The 18,870-nt window shown below is 73.4% G+C and carries 10 protein-coding genes; 4 read left to right on the forward strand and 6 right to left on the reverse strand.

From position 1 onward, the window contains the following. Window positions 1-87 precede the first annotated feature (87 nt). From ACFXAM_RS29900 to ACFXAM_RS29910, 3 genes are all read right to left on the reverse strand, one after another. Window positions 88-1,512: an amino acid permease gene (locus ACFXAM_RS29900; protein ID WP_380295926.1), complete on the reverse strand. Its 1,425-nt coding sequence runs from the start codon at window positions 1,510-1,512 to the stop codon at window positions 88-90. Between the two features lie 268 nt (window positions 1,513-1,780). After that, window positions 1,781-1,993 (reverse strand): DUF5988 family protein, encoded by a 213-nt coding sequence (locus ACFXAM_RS29905; protein WP_380295928.1) that lies wholly within the window; start codon window positions 1,991-1,993, stop codon window positions 1,781-1,783. Between the two features lie 221 nt (window positions 1,994-2,214). Further along, complete coding sequence (locus ACFXAM_RS29910; protein WP_380295929.1) at window positions 2,215-3,495, reverse strand: pyroglutamyl peptidase; 1,281 nt, start codon at window positions 3,493-3,495, stop codon at window positions 2,215-2,217. 183 nt (window positions 3,496-3,678) lie between these two features. Here ACFXAM_RS29910 and ACFXAM_RS29915 point away from each other — a divergent pair, with 183 nt between their 5' ends. After that, window positions 3,679-4,290 (forward strand): TIGR03086 family metal-binding protein, encoded by a 612-nt coding sequence (locus tag ACFXAM_RS29915; protein ID WP_380295930.1) that lies wholly within the window; start codon window positions 3,679-3,681, stop codon window positions 4,288-4,290. 58 nt (window positions 4,291-4,348) lie between these two features. On the opposite strand, the gene ACFXAM_RS29920 is transcribed toward ACFXAM_RS29915, so the two are convergent. Beyond that, window positions 4,349-4,669 carry a hypothetical protein gene (locus ACFXAM_RS29920; RefSeq protein ID WP_380295931.1) on the reverse strand — a complete coding sequence of 107 codons (321 nt, stop codon included), beginning with the start codon at window positions 4,667-4,669 and terminating at the stop codon, window positions 4,349-4,351. A gap of 43 nt (window positions 4,670-4,712) precedes the next feature. On the opposite strand from ACFXAM_RS29920, the gene ACFXAM_RS29925 reads away from it, so the two are divergent. Both ACFXAM_RS29925 and ACFXAM_RS29930 read left to right on the forward strand, forming a co-directional pair. Then, window positions 4,713-5,438 (forward strand): hypothetical protein, encoded by a 726-nt coding sequence (locus ACFXAM_RS29925; protein ID WP_380295933.1) that lies wholly within the window; start codon window positions 4,713-4,715, stop codon window positions 5,436-5,438. Continuing rightward, window positions 5,435-6,700: a nucleotidyl transferase AbiEii/AbiGii toxin family protein gene (locus ACFXAM_RS29930; protein ID WP_380295935.1), complete on the forward strand. Its 1,266-nt coding sequence runs from the start codon at window positions 5,435-5,437 to the stop codon at window positions 6,698-6,700. Before ACFXAM_RS29925 ends, ACFXAM_RS29930 begins: the two co-directional genes overlap by 4 nt. A gap of 105 nt (window positions 6,701-6,805) precedes the next feature. On the opposite strand, the gene ACFXAM_RS29935 is transcribed toward ACFXAM_RS29930, so the two are convergent. Both ACFXAM_RS29935 and ACFXAM_RS29940 read right to left on the reverse strand, forming a co-directional pair. Further along, entirely contained in the window at window positions 6,806-7,267 is a 462-nt protein-coding gene (locus ACFXAM_RS29935; protein ID WP_380295937.1) for a hypothetical protein, read from the reverse strand. Next, window positions 7,264-14,670, reverse strand: coding sequence for an RHS repeat-associated core domain-containing protein (locus ACFXAM_RS29940; protein ID WP_380295938.1), 7,407 nt, complete (start codon window positions 14,668-14,670; stop codon window positions 7,264-7,266). Before ACFXAM_RS29940 ends, ACFXAM_RS29935 begins: the two co-directional genes overlap by 4 nt. A gap of 277 nt (window positions 14,671-14,947) precedes the next feature. Between ACFXAM_RS29940 and ACFXAM_RS29945 the strand changes: the two genes are divergently transcribed. After that, window positions 14,948-18,754 carry a ricin-type beta-trefoil lectin domain protein gene (locus ACFXAM_RS29945; protein WP_380295939.1) on the forward strand — a complete coding sequence of 1,269 codons (3,807 nt, stop codon included), beginning with the start codon at window positions 14,948-14,950 and terminating at the stop codon, window positions 18,752-18,754. Window positions 18,755-18,870 lie beyond the last annotated feature (116 nt).

The following is an 18,870-nucleotide window of genomic DNA, read 5'->3' on the forward strand; positions in this document are numbered from 1 at the left end:
CTCTGACAACCGGGCCGCCGGCCGCGCGCCGGGAAACGCCCCGGGGCCCGCACCGGACGGTACGGGCCCCGGGGCGTGCCGTCCTGCTCAGGCCCGGCGGCGGCGGGCGGCCAGGACGGTGTGGACGAGGAGACCGGCGACGAGGAAGAGCACGCCCTGGTAGACGGCGGCGTAGCCGGCGCCGGCGACCAGCCAGACGGAGAAGGCGAAGGCGCCGAGGGCCAGGGTGAGGTCACGGGCGAGCCGGGCGGGGGCGACCCGGTCGCGGTCGCCGCCCAGCAGCCAGCGGAGCTGGGCGGCGCTGGAGAGGAGGTAGGGGACGGTCGCGGTGAAGGTGGTGACCAGGACCAGGGTGTCGAACGCGGCCTTCGCCCCGGAGGCGAAGTCGAGGACGGTGAGCAGCGAGGCGAGCGTGACGCCGGCCAGCACCCCGACGACGGGCACGCCGCGCCGCTCGGTGGCGAAGACCGCCGGGAAGAGGCCGTCCTTGGCGGCGGCGTAGGGGGCCTGCGCGGAGAGCAGGGTCCAGCCGTTGAGCGCGCCGGTCATCGAGACCAGGGCGGCGACGGCGACGGCCGTGCCGCCCCAGGAGCCGCCGAAGACGGCGTTCACGGAGTCGGAGAACGGCGCGGTGGAGTGGACCAGCCGCTCGTGGGCGACGGTGCCGAAGACGGCGAGCGTGCCGAGCAGGTAGACGACGGCGGCGCCCGCGGTGCCGAGCACGCTCGCCCGGCCGACGTTGCGCTCCGGGTCGCGGACCTGGCCGGCGCTCATCGCGGCGGACTCCACGCCGAGGTAGCTGAAGAGCAGGAGCGCCGCGGCGGCCGTCATCCCGCCGAGCCAGCCGTCGCCGGTCGCGTCGAAGGGGCCGAGGTTGGCCGGGTCGAAGGAGCCGAGGCCGGCCACCGCGACGACCACCAGCGGGATGAACTTGAGCACGGTGGCGACGAGCTGGACGGCCCCGACGTACCGGGTGCCGGCCAGGTTGGCGAGCGCGGGCAGCCACTGGACGGCCAGCGCGCAGCCGAGGGCGAGCGCGGTGGAGCGGCCGACGGCCGGCCACAGCACGGTGAGGTAGCCGACGGCGGCGACGGCGAGGGCGGCGTTGCTGACCCAGGTGGTGATCCAGTAGGACCAGGCGGCCAGGAAGCCGGCGAAGTCGCCGAAGGCCTCGCGGGCGTAGACGTAGGGGCCGCCGGTGCGCGGGTCGCGGCGGGCGAGCCGGCCGAAGACCAGGGCGAACGCGATGGCGCCGACGGTGAGCACGGCGAAGGCGAGCAGGCTGACCGTGCCGTACGGGGCGACCGCGGCGGGGATCATGAAGATGCCGCCGCCGATGATGTTGCCCATCACCAGGGCGGTCGCGGTCGGCAGGCCGAAGCGGCGGACGGCCGGATGGGCCGGTGGTGCCGCGGAGGGGAAGGGCGGCACCGGGGAAGGCGGCACCGGGGACGGGGACGGCGGCGACGGCTCGGGGGGTGCCTGCCGGGTCGCGGCCGGGCTGGTCTGCATCGGGGTGTGGTGCCTTTCCTGGTCCTGCGCGCTCGGTGGAGCGGAGGCCCATGGTCATGCAGGCGCCACCTTGTACCAAATCGGCGGGATTTGTCCTCCGGACCGGCCCGCCCACCGGAAAACCTCCGGTCCCGCGGCGGGCGGACGGGCGCTCGTCCCGCCCCCGTCCCGTACCCCTCGGCGGGCTGTCCGGGGGCGGTGCCCGGACGGCCGGAGGAGCCGGGGGTGCCGACGGCCGCCACTCCGGCGCCGGCACCCCCGGCGGCGGTCACTCGGCGACGAAGGTGTTGCCGCTCCACTCGAAGACGTCCAGCGGGACGCCCTCGTGAACGGCGGTCCTGCCGGTGCGCCGGAAGTGCTCGTACCGGTTGCCGGTGAGGACCTTGACCACGCTCTCGCCGGGCCCGACCTCGCGCACGCGCGCGAAGTCCGATCCGGCGGCGCCGCCTTCGAGCAGGATGTTCGCGTTCGGCTCCGTCATCGTGATACCTCCGAGGTGTGGCTTCGCCAGCGGTACCTGACCTGGGCCCGAACCTATGCAGACAACCTGCCGCGGGTGAACCCCCTACTGACCCCTTTCCTGATCTCCGCGGGGCACGGACGGTCGGCGTACCGCCCGGTCCCGGGGGCCATGACGGAACGCCGGCCCCCGCCGCGCACGACCGCGGCGGGGGCCGGCGGGTTCCACCGGAGGGGCTGGCGTCAGCCCGTGGTGTGCCGCAGCACCTCCAGGACCTCACCGGCGATCGCGGCCTCGTTCTGCTCGAAGACCGGCCCGGTGAGCTGGTCGGTCTGCTCGGGCAGGCCGGTGAGCACGGGGGTGTGCAGATGGCCGCCGGGCAGGTGCGGGGCGAGTTCCAGGCGCAGCCGGTTGGTGCGGTAGGCGACCTCGTTGGAGAGGTAGCCCCCGCCGCCGCCGGCGACCGCGCGCGAGCCGGGGGTCGGGCCGTCCGCCCGGTCGACCGGGGCGCTCGCCCCGGCGGGGATCTCGGTGACGGTGGTGTTCAGCCTGACCGGGAACGGCTGCTGAACGGCCGTCATCGGCCCGGCGGGCAGGCTGGTGGCGATGAACTCCGCGCCGGGGCCGAGCCCGGGGGCGGTGACGGGGTGTTCGCGGGTGCCGCCGGAGAGCGCGGCGACGTTGTCGGGGTAGGGGTCGGCGGAGCGGGCACGGCCGGCCCAGGCCTCCAGCGTGAACAGGCCGGGGTAGCCCTGGCTGATGGTGGTGATGAGGTCGGCGGAGCGGTGGCCGGGGGCGAGCCGCGGGCCGAAGGCGCGCTCGACCATGCCGCGGTCGAAGTCGCCGTAGCGGACCGGGAACACCACCGCCTGGATCTCGGCGGGGGTGCCGTCCGCGAGGGTGATCCGCCGTCCGTCGAGCTGCAGGACCGCCGAGCCCGAGGGGTTGGCGCGGCGCAGCTCGGCGTCCAGGCCGAAGGGGTCGAAGCCGCTGACGAAGATCCGGCGCACCCCGTGGCGGGCACCGAACGCACTGTCGGACAGCCCGCGCGAGGCGTCCTCGAAGCGCTGCCGCAGGGCCGCCGCGTCGACGGTGAAGCCCGGTTGCCAGCGGGCGAGTTGGACGGTCATGGCGACCCTGGTCCAGTACAGCGGGCGGTCGTCGGCGGCCGGCAGGTCGCCGCCGGGGCGGCGGCCCTGGGCACGGTCGACCCCGGCCCGCCAGAGCGCCTCGCCCCAGGCGTCGACGATCCGGCCGGCCCCGGCGGCGCTCCGTGCGGCGCAGAGCGCGGCGGGGAAGCCGCGGACGAAGCCGCCGAGCCCTCCGCGTTCGGTCAGCGCGGCGGTGCGCGGGTCGGCGGTGCGCGCCTGTTCCCGGTCGAGCGGCGCGGAGCCGACGGTCCGGCAGGACGGGCGGCCCGCCCCGGCGTCGGCTGCGCCGGCGGCGGTGGCGGGGAGGATGGTGGCGGCGAGAGCGCCGATGAGGGTCGCGGTGAGGGCGACCCGGCGCCGGGCGGTCGTCATGGCGTGGACACTACAGTTGCGCCCGGGTGCTTCACCAGAGCGCCGAGCGTTCACCACTGACGGTGACCAGGGCCGGCGCCGACCCTGGAAGATCCGCAGCACAAGGGGGTCCGTCCCCCCTGGCGAGTCACGCCCCGTAGCGGTTTACTGGGAGTGAGCAGGGCAGGAGACGGAGGCCCGGCGATGGAATGTCCTCACCCACCCGGATTCCACGCTGAGGTCCGCGCACACTACGCGGCCGCCGGAGCCGAAACGGCCCGGCTGCTGCGCTCGGTGTCCGAGGACCTCTGGACAGCGCCCACCCCGTGCCGCGACTGGGACGTGCGCGCCTTGGTGAACCATCTGGCGGCCCAGCACCTGTGGGTGTGCCAGGCGGTCGCCGGTTACACCCCGGAGCAGATCGGCCACCGCTTCGAGGGCGACGTGCTCGGCCGCAACCCGCTGGGCGTGTGGGACATGGCCGTGCGCAGCGCCCAGCGCGCACTCGGCCGCCCCGGCGCACCGGACTTCCTGGTCCGGCTGCCGTACGGCCTGCGGGACGTCGGCGGGTACGCCCGGGAGCTGACGGCCGAGACGGTCGTGCACGGCTGGGACCTCTCCCGGGCGCTGGGCGAGCGCGGCCGGATGCCGCCCGGCGCCGCCCGGTACGCGCTCGCCGAGTTCCGCGGCTACCGCGACCTGGCCGGTACCGGACGCTTCGACCCGCCGCGCGACGCGCCGCCGGGCGCCGACGCCGAGGACCTGCTGCTGGCCCTCACCGGCCGCGACCCGGCCTGGTCCGCCGACCGGATCTGAGCCTGCCGGCAGGCCGACGGGGACCGCACCGGGGCCGCGCCGCCCGCCCCGTCCACCCCTACAGCGACCGGGTGATCAGCACGCCGGTGGGCACCAGGGTCAGCCCGGCGCTCACCGGCCAGTACACCCAGCCGCTCGCGCACCGGCGCCGCAGCCCGGTGTTCGCCAGCCACCACAGCGCGGCGGACGCCAGCACCACCGGGCCGCAGAGCACCAGCCACGGCAGCGGCCCGTCGTTCTCCGTCGGCTCCCCCTCCGTCCACCCCAGCGCCGCCAGCGGCCAGTTGGCGGCGAAGTACCACAGCAGCCAGACCGGCACCACGGCCGGCACCCCCAGGGCCAGGTTCACGGCCACGGCGGCCGGCACGTACGTTCGCATCCGGCCAGTATCGGTTGTCGGAGGTGCCTGGCACGATGCGGTCATGCTCGCCCCCCGTTCCGACCGCCGACCCGACCGGCAGCCCGACCGCGACCCGGCCCTCCCCGACCTCCGGGGAGAGTTCGAGGTGCACCTCACCGTGCGGCCGGGCGCCGCCGAGGCGCTGGCCGGCTGGGCCGCCGACCACGCCCTGAAGTTCACCCACATCCTGCTGGACCGGGGCGCGGCGCCCTCGCAGCCGATGCTCACCCTGCGCGCCACCGGGCCGCTGGACGAGGTCGCCGGGACCGCCGCCGGCACGGCGCGGCGACTGGCCGGGGCCGGGTTCACCGTGCTGCGCACCAAGATCGAGGCCTCGCCGTTAGCGCTCGGCGTCCCGGCCTCGGACGCGGACGCCGCCGCGCACGGCCCGGCCCGCTACTTCGAGCACCACGTCAAGCTGCTGATTCCCGGGCCCGCGCCGGAGCCCGGGCTCGCCGACCTCGCCGTCCGGCACGGCGCCCACCTGTCGCACAACCCGCGCCGGGTGCGCGAGGACGGCCTGCGCGAGTGGTTCGTCACCCAGCGGTGCCGCCGGGTCGGCCTGACCACCGCCGGCCACCGCCTGGAGGCCCTGCTCGCCGCCCTCGCCGCCGACGGCCGGCGGATCGCCTCCGTGGAGCGCGAGTTCGTCGCCGTCGACAGTGACGAGACGCTGGACGCGGGGTGGCTCACCGGCCCGGAACGGCTGACCGGGCACGACCGCACCGAAGAAGGAGAGACCCGATGAGCAAGGACCGGCCCCTCGTGTGGGAGGACCTCGACTACGGGCCGTGGCAGGGCCTCTCGCTGCCGGGGCAGCCCCCGTCGGAGGACGTCCGGGAGGAGCGGGACCTGCCCCGCTCCGTCCTGCCGATCGACGACGGGGCGGTGCACCAGCAGCCGGTCTTCGACCCCGCCCTCGCCGGGTACACCCGCGCCCTGCGGCCGAGCGAACCCGCTTTCACCGATCCCGCGCTCGCCGAGCGCTGGCTCGCCGCCCGGCGGGAGGCGCTGAACACCGTCCTGTCCGCCGTCGCCGCCTCGCCGTGGGCGCAGCACCTCGTCCTGCGCGGCAGCGTCCTGCTGCGCGCCTGGTACGGCGAGCAGGCCCGGGAGCCCGGTGACCTGGACTTCGTGGTGCAGCCGACCGACTGGCCGCTGGAGGACGAGCGCACCGGCCGGATGCTCACCGAACTCGCCGCGGGCGCCGAGGCGCTCTCCGGCGCGGTCCGGCTGCACGCCGACCGGGCCGTCGACGACGACATCTGGACGTACGGCCGGGTCCCCGGACGCCGGCTGGTGCTGCCCTGGACGGCTCCGGACCTGCCGGGCGGCACCGTCCAGCTGGACTTCGTCTTCACCGAGCACCTGCCCGCCGCGCCGGAGCCCTGCGAACTGCCGGGGGTCGACGGCCCGTTGCTCGCGGCGACGGCGGAGCTCTCGCTGGCCTGGAAGATCCTCTGGCTGGTCTCGGACAGCCACCCGCAGGGCAAGGACCTCTACGACGCAGTCCTGCTCTCGCGCACCACCGGGGTCTCCTACGCGCTGCTGCGCGAGGTCTTCACCCGCTCCGAGGAGCACTACGCCCGGTGGCCGGTGCTCCCCCGGGACATCGCCGACGCCGAGGTCGACTGGGACGAGTTCGCCAAGGACCACCCCGGCTTCGCCGAACCGGTCGACGACTACCCGGCCGAGCTGCTCGCCGGGCTCGCCACCACCTTCGGCGACCGCGGCGAGTACGCCCTGCGGGCCCAGTGGCTCGCCCCATTGATCGGGGACCTGCGCGAGGTCCTGGCCCGCGAGGGCATGGCCGCCGTCCAGCGCTGGATCACCCGGCACCACATGCCCCCGTCCAACGCGCTGGTGGTCGTCGGCGAACTGCTGGACGGCGACCTCGCCGCCGCCCGCAGGCTCCTGGGGGACCACGGCCACCCGAACCGGCACCTGGACAACCTGGCGGAGGTCGCCGACCGCTACGCCGCCGAACTGGCCGCCGGCCCCACCGGCTGACCCCGCGCCACGCCCGTGGGCACCGCACGAAAGCCGGGAGCCCCGGCCGGAAGGAATTCCGGCCGGGGCTCCCGCTCCGTCGATGGACCGCTGCGCGCGATCGGGCTAGATGAACGGACCGTCCAGCACCTCGAACGAGCAGCGCTGCGACACGACGTACTGCTTGGAGTAGCTGTTCGCCTCGTCGTGGATCGCCGACGCCGACCACTCGTCCGGCCCCGGGTCCAGGTCGAGCACGAAGAACCCGTCGGCGACGCCGATCTTCAGACCGTCGGAGAGGACCTGCAACGGGTACTGACGGGTCTCGGCGAACCGGTACGCGTCGATGCCGTGCATGGCGATCCTCACCAGCTTCCACCCGAACAGCCGGGCGTTGCGCCCCTCCCCTCCCGGACTCGTCCGGTCCAGGGCCTGGACCTCGACCTCGACCGTCCGGCCGGCGTCGTCCCCCCTCGGGAGGACGACGGAGATCCGGGAGACGACCCCGTCCTCGAAGCCCAGGAACCTCTCCAGGAACTCGGGAACGGACTCCTCCAGGAGTTCGACTCCAGTCACCTTCTCACTCACTTCCGCGGTCGCAGGTTCCAGCCCTTCGGCAGTTCGGCCTCCGGGATGTGGGGGGCACCCGCACCGTGGCCGCCGCCCTTCGTGCCGGGCGGGTCGATCACATGGCCGTGCGGCCCACCGGTCCCGTGGTCCTTGAAGTCGAAGTGGCCGACTGCGGCTCCGTTCTTGTCGTAGATCGTGTTCTGGACGGGAGTGCCGTCCTTGCCCGTCCGGGTGTACACCGAGTCCGGCGTACCGCCGGTCCACGGCGGCCGCTCCGTCCCCGAGGTGTGTCCGCCCTGCGGGGAGCTGCCACCGCCACAGGGGTTGTAGGGGGTGGGCTTCGGATCGTCGTTGTTGTGGACCAGCACCGGCGTGGCGCCTGCCAGCACATAGTACGTGTGGAGGTTCGCCACCGTGAGGTCGTAGGTCCGCTCCGCGCCGACCCGGTGGTCGACCGCGCTCAGCCTCGCGGAGGTCCCGTCGGCCTGCTGGAGGAGTTCGCCGGCCCGCAGGTCACGGGCGTCCTCCCAGCGCTGGGTGTCGGCGTTCCAGAACGGGTGGTGAGCGGTCGTCGTGAGGACGGCCGCGCTCTCGGCGGTGGCCGGGCCGCCCTCGGCGGACGCCGCGACGGAGAGGTCGGTGAACTCCTCGTCGTCGTCCGTGACGATGACGGCGGTGACCGTCTCCGGCCTGGTCAGCCCCTGCTGCGGGTCGGAGGAGAGGACCTGGTCCCCCGTCCGGACCTGCTCGATCGGCACCAGCGTGCCGTCCGCCATCAGGACCGGGGTCCCGGCGACGAAGCTGTGGCAGACCAGCCACCAGCCGTTGCCGTAGTCGATGTCGAAGGAGCCCGGGTCGGGGTTGCCGTTCTTCTTGTCGCCGAACGTGCCCTCCTCGCCGGCCAGGAACATCCCGTTGTTCTCGCTCCCGCAGGAGCTGTGGAAGGCGCAGGAGTTGACCAGCAGACCGGAGCGGGCCGCAGGAGCCTCCCACCCGGTGCTGGAGTAGCCGTTGATGACCGAGATGTACTCGATCAGGTCCTCGACCTCGTCCGTGCAGGCCGGGCCGATGGCCTTGCACGCGGCGGCGATGGCACGGTTCTCGTCCTTCACCGTCATGTACTCGGGGTGGTTGATCTTCCCGATCTCGGACGCGTAGGCCTTCTTGAGCTTCTGCGCGAGACCGGAACCGTCGTCCTGCACGGCGACGGTCATGGTGATCGCCACGTAGGTCTTGCGGGTGGAGGTGGCCGTCGCGGTCTGCGACGAGCCGCCACCACCGCCACCACCGCCACCACCGCTCGCGGCGGTCCCGCCGCTTCCGCCGTTGCCCGCCGCGGCGGCGGCCTCGGCGGCGGCCTTGGCCGCGGCCCGCTCGTCCTCCTCCTTCTGGGTCGCCTCGGCACAGGCCTGGGTCGCGCACCAGCTGCCGTAGAGGCCGCTGGGGTCGCTGGCGTTGACCGGGTCGTTGTAGGAGTAGGCGTAGGCGTTCCACTGACTCGGGTTCGCCGGGTCGAGGATCGGGTCGGTGCTGATGAAGCGGCCCGTCGCCGGGTCGTACTGCCGCGCCCCGAGGCTGGTCAGACCGGTGTTCTCGTCCTTCAGACCGCCGACGAAGCCCTTGGTGCCCGCCCAGGAGGACGCCGCGGGCTGGCTGCCGCGCGGGTTGCCGAAGGGGTCGGTGGGCCGTCGGGTGACGGTCATGGCCGCGTCGGTGCCGATCTGCAGGCCGTTGGTGCCGTGCGGGTCGGCGGCCTGGACGACGACGGTGCCGCCGCCGACCGGTGCCGTGACGCGGGTGAGGGTCAGCCCGCCGCCCGCCGCGAGGGTGCGGGTGTTGGTGGTGCCCTGGGTGGCCGTGTTCAGGGTGAGTTCGTCGGTGCCGACCACGAGCGTGGTCTTCCCCGGGCTGTGCCGGACCAGCTGGTTGCCGTCCGCGTCGTAGACGTAGGTGGTGTCACCGGCCGTGCTGGTCCTGCTGACCGTGGTCGGCTTGCCCTCGGCGTTCCAGGCCAGGCTGGTGGTGCCGGAGGTGTCGGTGATCGCGGTGGTGTTGCCGACCGCGTCGTACTGGTAGCGGGTGGTCCTGCTCCCGGCCGGGCCGTTGGTGACCGAGCTCAGCAGTGCGTGCGGGCCTCCGGTGCCGCCGCCGGTGTTGGGGGCGGTGGTCGGGGTGTTGCGGGTTCCGGCGGCGCCGAACACCGAGGTCGTGGTGGTGTCGTTGAGGCTGTTGCCGGTGATGTCGTGCTGGACCAGGCCGGTGCGGTTGCCCGCGGCGTCGTAGCTGTAGGTGTTCCAGTACGGTGCCGGGCCGCCGACGGTGCGCCCGCCGGGGCTGACGGCCGCCGGGCCGCCGGCGTTGTCACAGCCACCCGTGCCGGGGACGGCGGTGGAGCTGCCGGTCCCGTGCTTGACGCCGGAGGAGTCCGTCCAGTCGGCGGTGGTGTGGGTGCCGCCGGTGTCGGTCCAGGCGTTGGTCAGCCGGCCGATGCCGTCGTAGGTGAAGCACTGGAGGTCCCGGTCGCGGGCCTCCTGGAGGTTGGTCACCGAGGTGATCCGGCCGGACTGGGTGTAGGTGTAGCTGGTCTGGTCGGCCGAGACCGTGCCGTTCTGCCGGTCGACGAAGGCGTTGACGACCCGCCCGCTCGCCCAGTCGTACTGCTGGGTGGAGACCACCTGGGTGCCGTACGGACCGACGGTGGTGCGCACGGGCCGGGCGGCGGCGTCGTAGATGACCTCGGCCACCACGGACTTCTTGAGGCTCTTGCTGGAGACCAGCAGCCCGGTGTCGTTGTAGGTGTAGCCGATGGTCTCCGCCGGGAGTCCGCCGGCGGCCGGCAGCGTCATGGTGTCCACCAGCCCGAGGACGGGCTCGTAGGTGATCGACGTGCTGTAGGTGCCGGCCAGGGCCCCCTCGGCGGAGGGGATGGTCACGGCGGTGCCGGTCGGCCGGTAGCCGGTGTCGTAGCCGGTGACGGCGTTGACGTACTTCGCGCCGGCCTTCCCGCCGACGTAGCGGGTGGACGAGGTCAGCCGGCCCTTGGCGAGCGTGTCGAACGTCCAGGAGGCGAGCAGGTTCGCGTCGGCGACGCCGCCGTTGTACTGGCCGGTCTTGCGGCCGATCAGGTCGTACGTGTACGAGAGCGTGTTGCCCTTCGCGTCGACGGTGTGGTCGACCCGGGAGTTGGCGTCGTAGTACGTCCGGGAGGTACCGGCGTCCGGGTCGGTGAGCGAGGTCTGCCGGCCCAGCAGGTCGTAGCCGTAGGCCCAGGTGTTCCCGGAGGGGTCGGTGTGGGTGGCCGGCTGGTCGAGCGCGGTGTAGGTGTAGGTGCTGATGTCGGCGTCGGCCGGGTTGCCGGTCGGCGTCGCGGTGCGGTACTGCCAGGACGCCGTGGTGCGGCCCCTCGCGTCGGTGATCGTCGTGGTCGGCGAGGCACCGGCCGGCGGGGTCACGTCCACCCGGTCGGCACCGGGATAGGCGGTGGTGGTCGCCCACTGCAGGTTGGCGTTGGAGCGGAACTCGGCGCGCACCGGGCGGCCGAGGCCGTCGTACGACGTCCAGGTCTGCGACGGCACCTGCGAGTCCTGCGGCAGGTAGAGCGCGGTGCTGGGCGCGGTGGTCGCCTCGTAGTAGGGCTCCGAGGTCTTGATCACCCAGCCGTGCGAGTCGTACACGGTGTCGGTGATCAGCCGGCCGGTGGCCCGGGCGTCGCTGGTCCGCTGGACCTGCCGGATGCGGCCGAGGCCGTCGAACAGCTCGCGCTGGCCCGAATAGGTGTTGCCGGCGCGCTGCAGCCACTCGCTGGTGATCACCGAGGGGCCGGCGGTGCCGTTGACGGCGTAGCCGAACCGCATGTTGGGCAGCTGGTCGAGGCCGCGCCCGGGGACCCACACGGCGGTGCGGCGGCCGAGGCCGTCGTACTGCTGGGTGGTGGTCCGCTGGTTGGTGTCGGTCTCGCTGAGCGCCTGGCCACGGCCGGGCTCCTGGTTGACCACCGCCGTCCAGCCGGCGCCGAGCGGGCCGGTGGTGGTCACGGTGGTCGGGAAGAGTCCGGTGGCGGGGCTGCGGGTGGTGGTGGTGACGGCCGGGGTGAGCGTGGCGCCGCTCAGCTGCGCGCCGGCGGCGTCGTACACCGAGCCGTCCGGGGTGGCGGTGGTGACGGTGCGGCCGTAGGCGTCGTAGGTGGTGCTGCCGCCGTGGGTGTAGACCGGGTTGCCGGCCGCGTCGTAGTGGTCGAGCACCTGGACGCCGGAGGCGTCACCGGTGGTCCCGGCCTGCTTGAACGGCCGCCCGTCGTACAGCGTCCGGCTGCCGCCGACGGTGTTCGCCGCGGTCGCCGTGGTGCCGCAGGGGCCCTGCACGGTGGTCCGCTGGGCGGGCAGGATCATCAGCAGCGGGTTGTCGGAGACCGCGTACGTCAGCGTGGTGCACAGCTCCGGGGTGGCGGCGGTGCCGTCGCCCTTGTCGGCGGTGTGCAGCACCCGGTTGCCGTGCGCGGGGTCGGTGGTGGTGACCTTGGTGGTGGTCCGCCAGCTGCCGTCCGCCAGCTTGTCCTTGCTGATGTCGGTGACCTGGGAGTCCGGGTACCGGGCGTAGATCTTCGGTGCGCCGGCGCTCTGGCTCTGGGTCGCGGTCGCGGTCTGGCCGGAGCGCACGCTGCCGGAGACGGCCTTCACCGTGCCGCCCGCCTGGTCGAAGACCTCTGCCGCGAGCACCGTGCCGGCCAGCCAGTCGCTGTCCTTGACGGTGCCGCCGAGCGGGCTGGCGACCTCGACGCTGCGGGTGGTGCCGTCGGCCTTGTAGTCGCCGTCCATGCCCCGCAGGTAGGTGCTCTTCTGCTGGGTCTTCGGGGCCTCGCCGGGGAAGGCGCTGCCGGTCGTGGTGGTGACCGCCTCGTACCCGCGGAAGTAGTCCCAGGTGCGGGACTTGGGGTCGGTGAACTCGGCGTCGTCCCGGTGCCAGGCGGCGGTGCCGTGGTAGGTGTACTCGGTGGTCCGGGTGACCGAGGGGCTGGTGACCAGGTCCTGCTCGGTCACCGTGCGCACCATCGGCTTGTTGAACCAGTCGTTGACCGGGAACACCTCGGTCTGGCCCGGCTGCGGGGTGCGGCCCGGCGGGTACCAGTTGACCGGCATGCAGGCCATGGTGTTGCTGTCGGCCGAGGCCGGCATGTGGTTGTTGACGCGCGAGCACTCGGGGTCGGTGTAGACGACGTTGACCCGGCCGCCGGTCTCGGTGGTGATCTCCTTGATGCGCGGGCGCATGAACATCGGCGAGGCCGGCACCAGGCCGTCCACCCGGTTCGGGATCATCTTGTGGGCGAAGGTGACGGGCTTCAGCGCCGCGCCCGGGCGGCCGTTGGTGCCGGTCCGGGTGATGGAGTCCAGCCAGAGCGTGCGCTTGGTGCCGTCGCCCGGGTCCACCAGGGACTGGCCGAGCGCCCAGCTGTCCACCGTGACGGGGCCGGAGCCGGTCGTCACCTGCGTGGTGATCGAGGTGAGCCGCTTGGTGGAGAAGAAGGTCGGCGCGTAGTTGGTGCAGGTGCCCGAGGAGGCGCAGAGCTGGTCGACCGGCACGTCCGGCCAGAAGTCCGCGTTGGCGGTGGTGCGCTGGCTCTCGGCACAGGTGATCGCACCACTGGGGTTGCAGCGCTCGGCGGTGGCGTCGAACGTCACCAGCGCGCCCGGGGTGAGGGTGCCCTTGGCGGCCTTCTGCTCGTCGTAGCGCTGGTTGTAGGCGATCTGCGTCAGCGTGGTGGCGCGCTCGTAGGGGGTGAGGGTGCCGTTGCCGTTGTTCTGCCCGCCGCCACGGCTGTAGTGGTTGGTCTCCGGCGCGTAGCGGTAGCCGATCAGGTTCTTGTGCGCGTCGACGACGTAGTCGAGCTGCCAGCGGTAGGCCATCTGGCACCAGGAGCCCTTGCCGGTGGACGCGCTGTAGCACGGGTCCCCCGGGTTGGGCGAGTAGACCGGGCTGGTCAGCACGGACTGGGCGGCCGGGTCGGTGGCGTCGCCACCGGGCAGGTGGTTGCTGCCGAAGTAGTACTCGGTGCCGTCCGGGGTGGTGATCCGCCAGTACTCGGTGTCCTTGTACGCGCGCTCGCCGGCCGCGCGCGGGGCGCCGGTCAGCTGCTCGACCTTGGAACCGTCGTCGCCCTGGAGGTGCCAGACGCCGGTGGTGTCGTCGCGGACCAGGGTGCCGGAGCGGCCCGCCAGCGAGAGCGTGGCGTTCTGCCCGCCCCAGCAGCGGTCGCCCGAACCCTTGATGCCGTTGTCGCCGCCCTTGTCGCAGGTGCGGTAGGAGCGCTCGACGAAGCCCGGCTCGTACGACCAGCCGTCACCGATCCAGGAGGACTGGGAGTTGGTCGCCGAGGTCAGTCCGTCGACGGACGAGGAGTTGTAGCCGAGCACCACGGACGGCGCCAGGCCGCCCAGGGTCGGCGGGACCTGGATCGTGTAGTTGTAGGTGAAGCTGCCGACGTTCGAGCCGGCGCTCCACTCCATCGACGGGGCCAGCGCCGTCGCCTCGTAGCTGCCGCCGGCTCCCGACCCGGTCGGCTCGGCGGACAGCACCATCGGGGCCGCCGCCGGGGCGCTCGGCGCGGCCGGCGCGGCGGTCTTCGCCGATACGGCGGCACCGGCGGACGGCAGCACCACGTCGGCGGAGAGCCTGCCGCTCGCGTCGACGGTGGACTCCACCGGCGTCCTGGTCCGGCACTCCTCCCGCTCCGGGGTGGTCAGCGCACAGGCGGGCAGCGCGACCAGCCGCGCCCGGTCCGCCCAGCCCGCGGCCTGAAGGCCCTTCAGGTCCAGCGAGACGTGGGTGCGCCGGCCCTCGGCGGAGGGCGTGGCGTCCGCGTCGGTCAGCGCGACCAGCGCGCTGCCGGCGCCGGCGGCCTTGCCCCTGGCGGTGTCCGTCACCTCGACGGACACCGCGGTGGCCTGCGGTGCGCCGGCCTCGCGGGCCGACGGCGACGCGGCCGGCGACGCACCGTCACCGACGGGCGCGAGCAGCACCGGCAGGGTGCCGGCCCGGCTCGGCCCGGAACCGCCCGAGGCCGGGGAGACCCCGCCGGTCGCGGCCCGGGCCGCCTTGGCCTCCGCCCCGTCGGCGCCCAGCCGGACGGTGGCCCTGCCGGGTACCACGGGCGCGGCCACGGCCGGCGTCCAGGTCTCCGGACGCGCCGCCGACGCGGCGCCCGTCCCGTCCGGCCGGTGGTCGCGGCCCGCGACCGACGGCGTGTCAGCGCCGAGCGGTGTCTGCGCCGGGGACCAGATCAGGTCCTCCGACCCGGGTTCCGCAGCCCAGGCCACACCGGGCGGCACCACCACACCTGTCAATGTCACGGCGAGCAGGGCGGCCAGGCCCGGCGACCAGCGCCTGCCCGTCCTCCCGGCCCGCCCCAGGGCATGCCGAAGCTCCACGTCAGTCCCCTTCGTAAGACGGCATGACGCGTCATCAGGCTCCGACGCGCCTGTCCGCGCATAGATCGGGCACGGACGTTAGTGATCATCAACTGCGCCCCGCCACCGCGAATCGGACAAACCGGAATTGGTTTACACCTTTGTTATCGAGGCGCATGGCGCCAATGGGACATGTGCGAACAAAGCGCCGAATGGGATTGACCAACCCCCTGACCAGCAGACATCGTTCGTTCCCGCACACGCCGCCCTGGAGGGCGGGCTCCACCGGAGGGGACCGATGTCGTCCATCAGAAGCACCCAATCACCGCCGAACCGGATACCTCGCAGGTCACCGAACCGCGCCCTCGCCGCGCTCGGCACCAGCCTCGCGCTGGGCCTCGGCCTGCTCGGAGGGACGGGCGCCACCGCGGCGGCGGCCCCCGGCCCCGCCGGGGACAGCCGGACGGCGGTCACCCCGACCGGGGCCGCTCCGCAGCGCACGCCCGAGCAGCAGGCCATGCTCGACGCCGTCTCCACCGCGAAGGCGACCGGCAAGCCGGTCGTGGTCGAGGCGATGACGACCGAGTCCTCCCGGACCGTCGCCAACCCGGACGGCACCCTCACCACCACCGACCACAGCGCGCCCGTCCGCACCAGGAAGTCCGGCAGCTGGGCCGACCTCGACGCGACGCTGCGCGCCAACCCCGACGGCACCCTCACCCCGGCCGTCTCCTCCACCCCGGTCACCTTCTCCGGCGGCGGCAGCGGTCCCATGGCGACGCTCGCCACCGAGGACGGCAAGAAGCTCTCCTTCGACGCCCCGTTCGCCCTCCCGAAGCCGACCCTCAACGGCGCCACCGCCACCTACCCGGAGGTCCTGCCGGGCGTCGACCTCCAGCTCACCGCCCTCGCGGACGGCGGCTGGCGCGACGTCATCGTCGTCCGCACCGCCGAGGCCGCCGCCGACCCCGCCCTGAAGACGCTGCGCTTCCCGATCACGGCCGAGGGACTGGACGTCTCCACCACCGACTCCGGTGAGGTGGAGGTCAAGGACGACCGGGGCACCGTCCGCTTCCACTCCTCCCCCGCCCTGCAGTGGGACTCCTCCCGGCCCGCGCCGGCCGCGGCCCCGGCCAAGTCGGCCGCGACGGGCCGCTCGGCGGCCGCGCGCAACGATCCCGACGCGCCCCCGCCGCCGCCCGCCTCCACCGCCGACGGCCCCGGGGACGGCGCCAACGTCGCCGCGATCACCACGGCCGTCACCAACGGCGCCCTGGAGCTGACGCCCGACCGGGCCGCCCTGGGCTCGGGCACCGGTCCCTGGTACCTCGACCCGACCTTCACCTCGGCCGCCAGCACCTCCGAGGGCTCGGTGCAGGTCCAGGAGAACTACAAGACCGCCAGGAACTACAACAAGAAGACCAACCTCTCGACCGGGTACTGCGGTTACCACAGCAGCGACCCGCAGCTGAACTGCGCCGTCGAGGGCCGCGAGCGGGCCTACTTCCAGATCCGGATCAACCCCGCCCTCTCCACCATCCCCAACGGGGCACAGTTCCCGCCCACCCTCTACACCTCCACCCTCAACGGCCAGGTCACCGACGCCTCCAGCCCCGGCACCCCGACCGACCTGGGCGTCTACTCGGCGCCACAGGGCCGGACCATCGGCGAGGCCAGCGACTGGAACAACCAGCCGTGCGGCACCAACGGCAACCTGATCATGGACAGCTGCGACTACGTCGGGACCCAGCGCATCACCGGGTCCGGACCGCTGGCCGTCGACGTCACCGGCTGGATGCAGCGGGCCGCCGCGGAGAAGTGGCAGGTCTGGACCATCGGGATCGCCCCGCAGGCGACCGAGTGGGAGAAGCTCTACCGCCACAAGATCGCCAGCAACCCGAGCATCGCCAGCACCTACGACATCACCCCGACCATCTGGTACCCGCGCACCAGCCCGGCACCGGGCTTCGCCAACAACCGCACCACCGCCGAGTGCACCAGCGGCGGCGCGAACCCGTGGGACAACCCGGGCTGGGTCGGCAGCAACCAGAACATCTACCTGACCGCCAACAGCTGGTCCCCCACCGGGCAGAGCCTCTACACCGGCTTCCACGTCTGGGACGACAACGACCCCAACTTCAGCATTGTCGACGGCGGTTGGGGCGGCAGCTACAACGACCCCGGCTACACCCTGCCGGTCGGCCCGCTCGCCGACGGCCACCAGTACGGCTGGCTCGCCCGGGTCACCGACGAGGCCCTCACCTCGCCGTCCAGCGTCTGGTGCTACTTCCGCGTCGACCGCACCAACCCGCGCCTCAGCATCAGCTCCACCGACTTCCCGCCGTCCGGCACGCCCAATGACCACCCGGCCCGGTTCGCCAACGACCCCGAGCACCCGGGCACGTTCGTCATCAACGCCGAGGACCCGGCGCCCGCCGCCGGCCTGCGTGCCTCCGGCATCGCCTGCGTGCGTTTCAGCACCGACCCGACCCCGGTCGTCGGGTGGCAGTGCGGCCAGTCCGGCACCTACGGCCCGGGCGCGTCGGTCTCCTTCGCCCCGACCCGCTGGGGCACCAACTCCGTCTACGCGTGGGCGATGGACGTCGCGGGCAACTACAGCCAGCGCGCCGACTACAACTTCTACGCCCCCTGGAAGCCCGGCACCGCCCCGATCTTCGGCGACACCGACGGCGACCAGATCCCCGACATCGTCACCCCGGACGCGGCCGGCAACCTGCGGACCCTGAGCGGCAACAACGACCCGTCGCGCGCCATCACCGCCTCCGCCGCGAGCGCTCCGCGCAACGACGTCAACGACACCACCACCAGCTGGGCCGACTACCAGGTCACCCACCGCGGCACGCTCAACGAGGCCGGGGCGCTGGACCAGTTGATCGTCCACAACACCCGTGACGCCAACCTCAAGAAGAACCTCTACCTGATCGACAACGACGGCACCGGGCGGTACGACCAGTACACGAGGATTCCGCTGACCCGGCAGCCGGCCACCGCCTGCGCGGCCGTCCCGTCCTCCGGCCTGGCCTGCCCGGCCGACCGGCCGTTCGCCTCCGACTGGTCCCAGGTCAGCCAGCTGGTCGCCCTCGGCACCCCCAGCGGCGAGCTGACCCAGAAGTTCCCGGCCACCCCGACCGGCCCGGCCCAGACGAAGATCATCAGCCAGACCTCCGTGCTCACCGTCGAAGGCGGCCGGCTCTGGCTGCACGACGCCCACGAACTGAAGTGGAACGAGGTCAACTCCCCCGCCCTGCTCATCCCGACCGCCCCCGGATCGGGCAGCTGGGACGAGTACGACCTCATCAACCCCGGCCCCGCGAACGGCGTGACCACGACGCCCGATCACCCCGACGCCTGGCAGGCCACCCTGTGGGCGCGGCACCGTGCCACCGGCGACGTCTTCTCCTACCCGATCACCCGCACCGCCGAGGGCGAGACCGACTTCAGCGCGCTGACCAAGCCCAACAGCGGCAAGCTGATCGACCGCGGCGACGGCCTGACCGCCGCCAACCACCCCAAGATCGGCGCCGCCGACTTCAACGGTGACGGCTTCGCCGACCTCTGGGTCATGGACAACACCGGCGCCATCGCCGTCTTCACCGGCACCGGCAACGCCAAGGGCAAGGTCGACGGCTTCTCCGGCATCTCCTTCATGGGCTACGCCAACACCAGCGTCGCCCTGCACTCCAACCAGGTCCCCTGGCAGTGCCTCGACGCCGAGGGCGGCCCGCGCGACGGAGCCGAGATGTCCGTCTGGGGCTGCTGGAGCTCTGTCACCCAGCGGTTCACCTTCGGCATCGACGGGACGATCCGCGCCTCCGGCTACTGCCTGACCGCCCAGGATCCCTCGCTCGCCAACGGGACCAAGGTCGTCCTCTCCACCTGCGGCAACAAGCCGAGCCAGAAGTGGGCGATGACCCCCGACGGCCGGATCTACCTCCCGGCCACGGCCACGGCCTCCGCCCCCACCGGCCGCTGCCTGGAACGCCCGGGCTGGGACGCCAACCAAGGCATCCGGCTCGGTATCTGGGACTGCCCCGCGCTCCAGGCCAACCAGCAGTGGACCCTGACCGTGGAGACCGGGCCCTGACCGCCTGACACCTCCTCCGCACACAGCACGGCGGCCGCCCCCGGCGCGCGGCGCGGTGTGGCGGCGCGGGGGGGGCTGGTGCGGGCCGGCCAGGGGGGGGCGGGGGTGGGGGGCGG

Origin of the sequence: Kitasatospora sp. NPDC059462, assembly GCF_042749955.1 — a bacterium.
Taxonomy (GTDB): domain Bacteria; phylum Actinomycetota; class Actinomycetes; order Streptomycetales; family Streptomycetaceae; genus Kitasatospora.

What these genes read in the sequence shown, in the direction of transcription:
- ACFXAM_RS29900 (WP_380295926.1), bottom strand. Translation starts at nt 1,512, where the DNA reads ATGCAGACCAGCCCGGCCGCGACCCGGCAGGCACCCCCCGAGCCGTCG.
- ACFXAM_RS29905 (WP_380295928.1), bottom strand. Translation starts at nt 1,993, where the DNA reads ATGACGGAGCCGAACGCGAACATCCTGCTCGAAGGCGGCGCCGCCGGA.
- ACFXAM_RS29910 (WP_380295929.1), bottom strand. Translation starts at nt 3,495, where the DNA reads ATGACGACCGCCCGGCGCCGGGTCGCCCTCACCGCGACCCTCATCGGC.
- ACFXAM_RS29915 (WP_380295930.1), top strand. Translation starts at nt 3,679, where the DNA reads ATGGAATGTCCTCACCCACCCGGATTCCACGCTGAGGTCCGCGCACAC.
- ACFXAM_RS29920 (WP_380295931.1), bottom strand. Translation starts at nt 4,669, where the DNA reads ATGCGAACGTACGTGCCGGCCGCCGTGGCCGTGAACCTGGCCCTGGGG.
- ACFXAM_RS29925 (WP_380295933.1), top strand. Translation starts at nt 4,713, where the DNA reads ATGCTCGCCCCCCGTTCCGACCGCCGACCCGACCGGCAGCCCGACCGC.
- ACFXAM_RS29930 (WP_380295935.1), top strand. Translation starts at nt 5,435, where the DNA reads ATGAGCAAGGACCGGCCCCTCGTGTGGGAGGACCTCGACTACGGGCCG.
- ACFXAM_RS29945 (WP_380295939.1), top strand. Translation starts at nt 14,948, where the DNA reads ATGTCGTCCATCAGAAGCACCCAATCACCGCCGAACCGGATACCTCGC.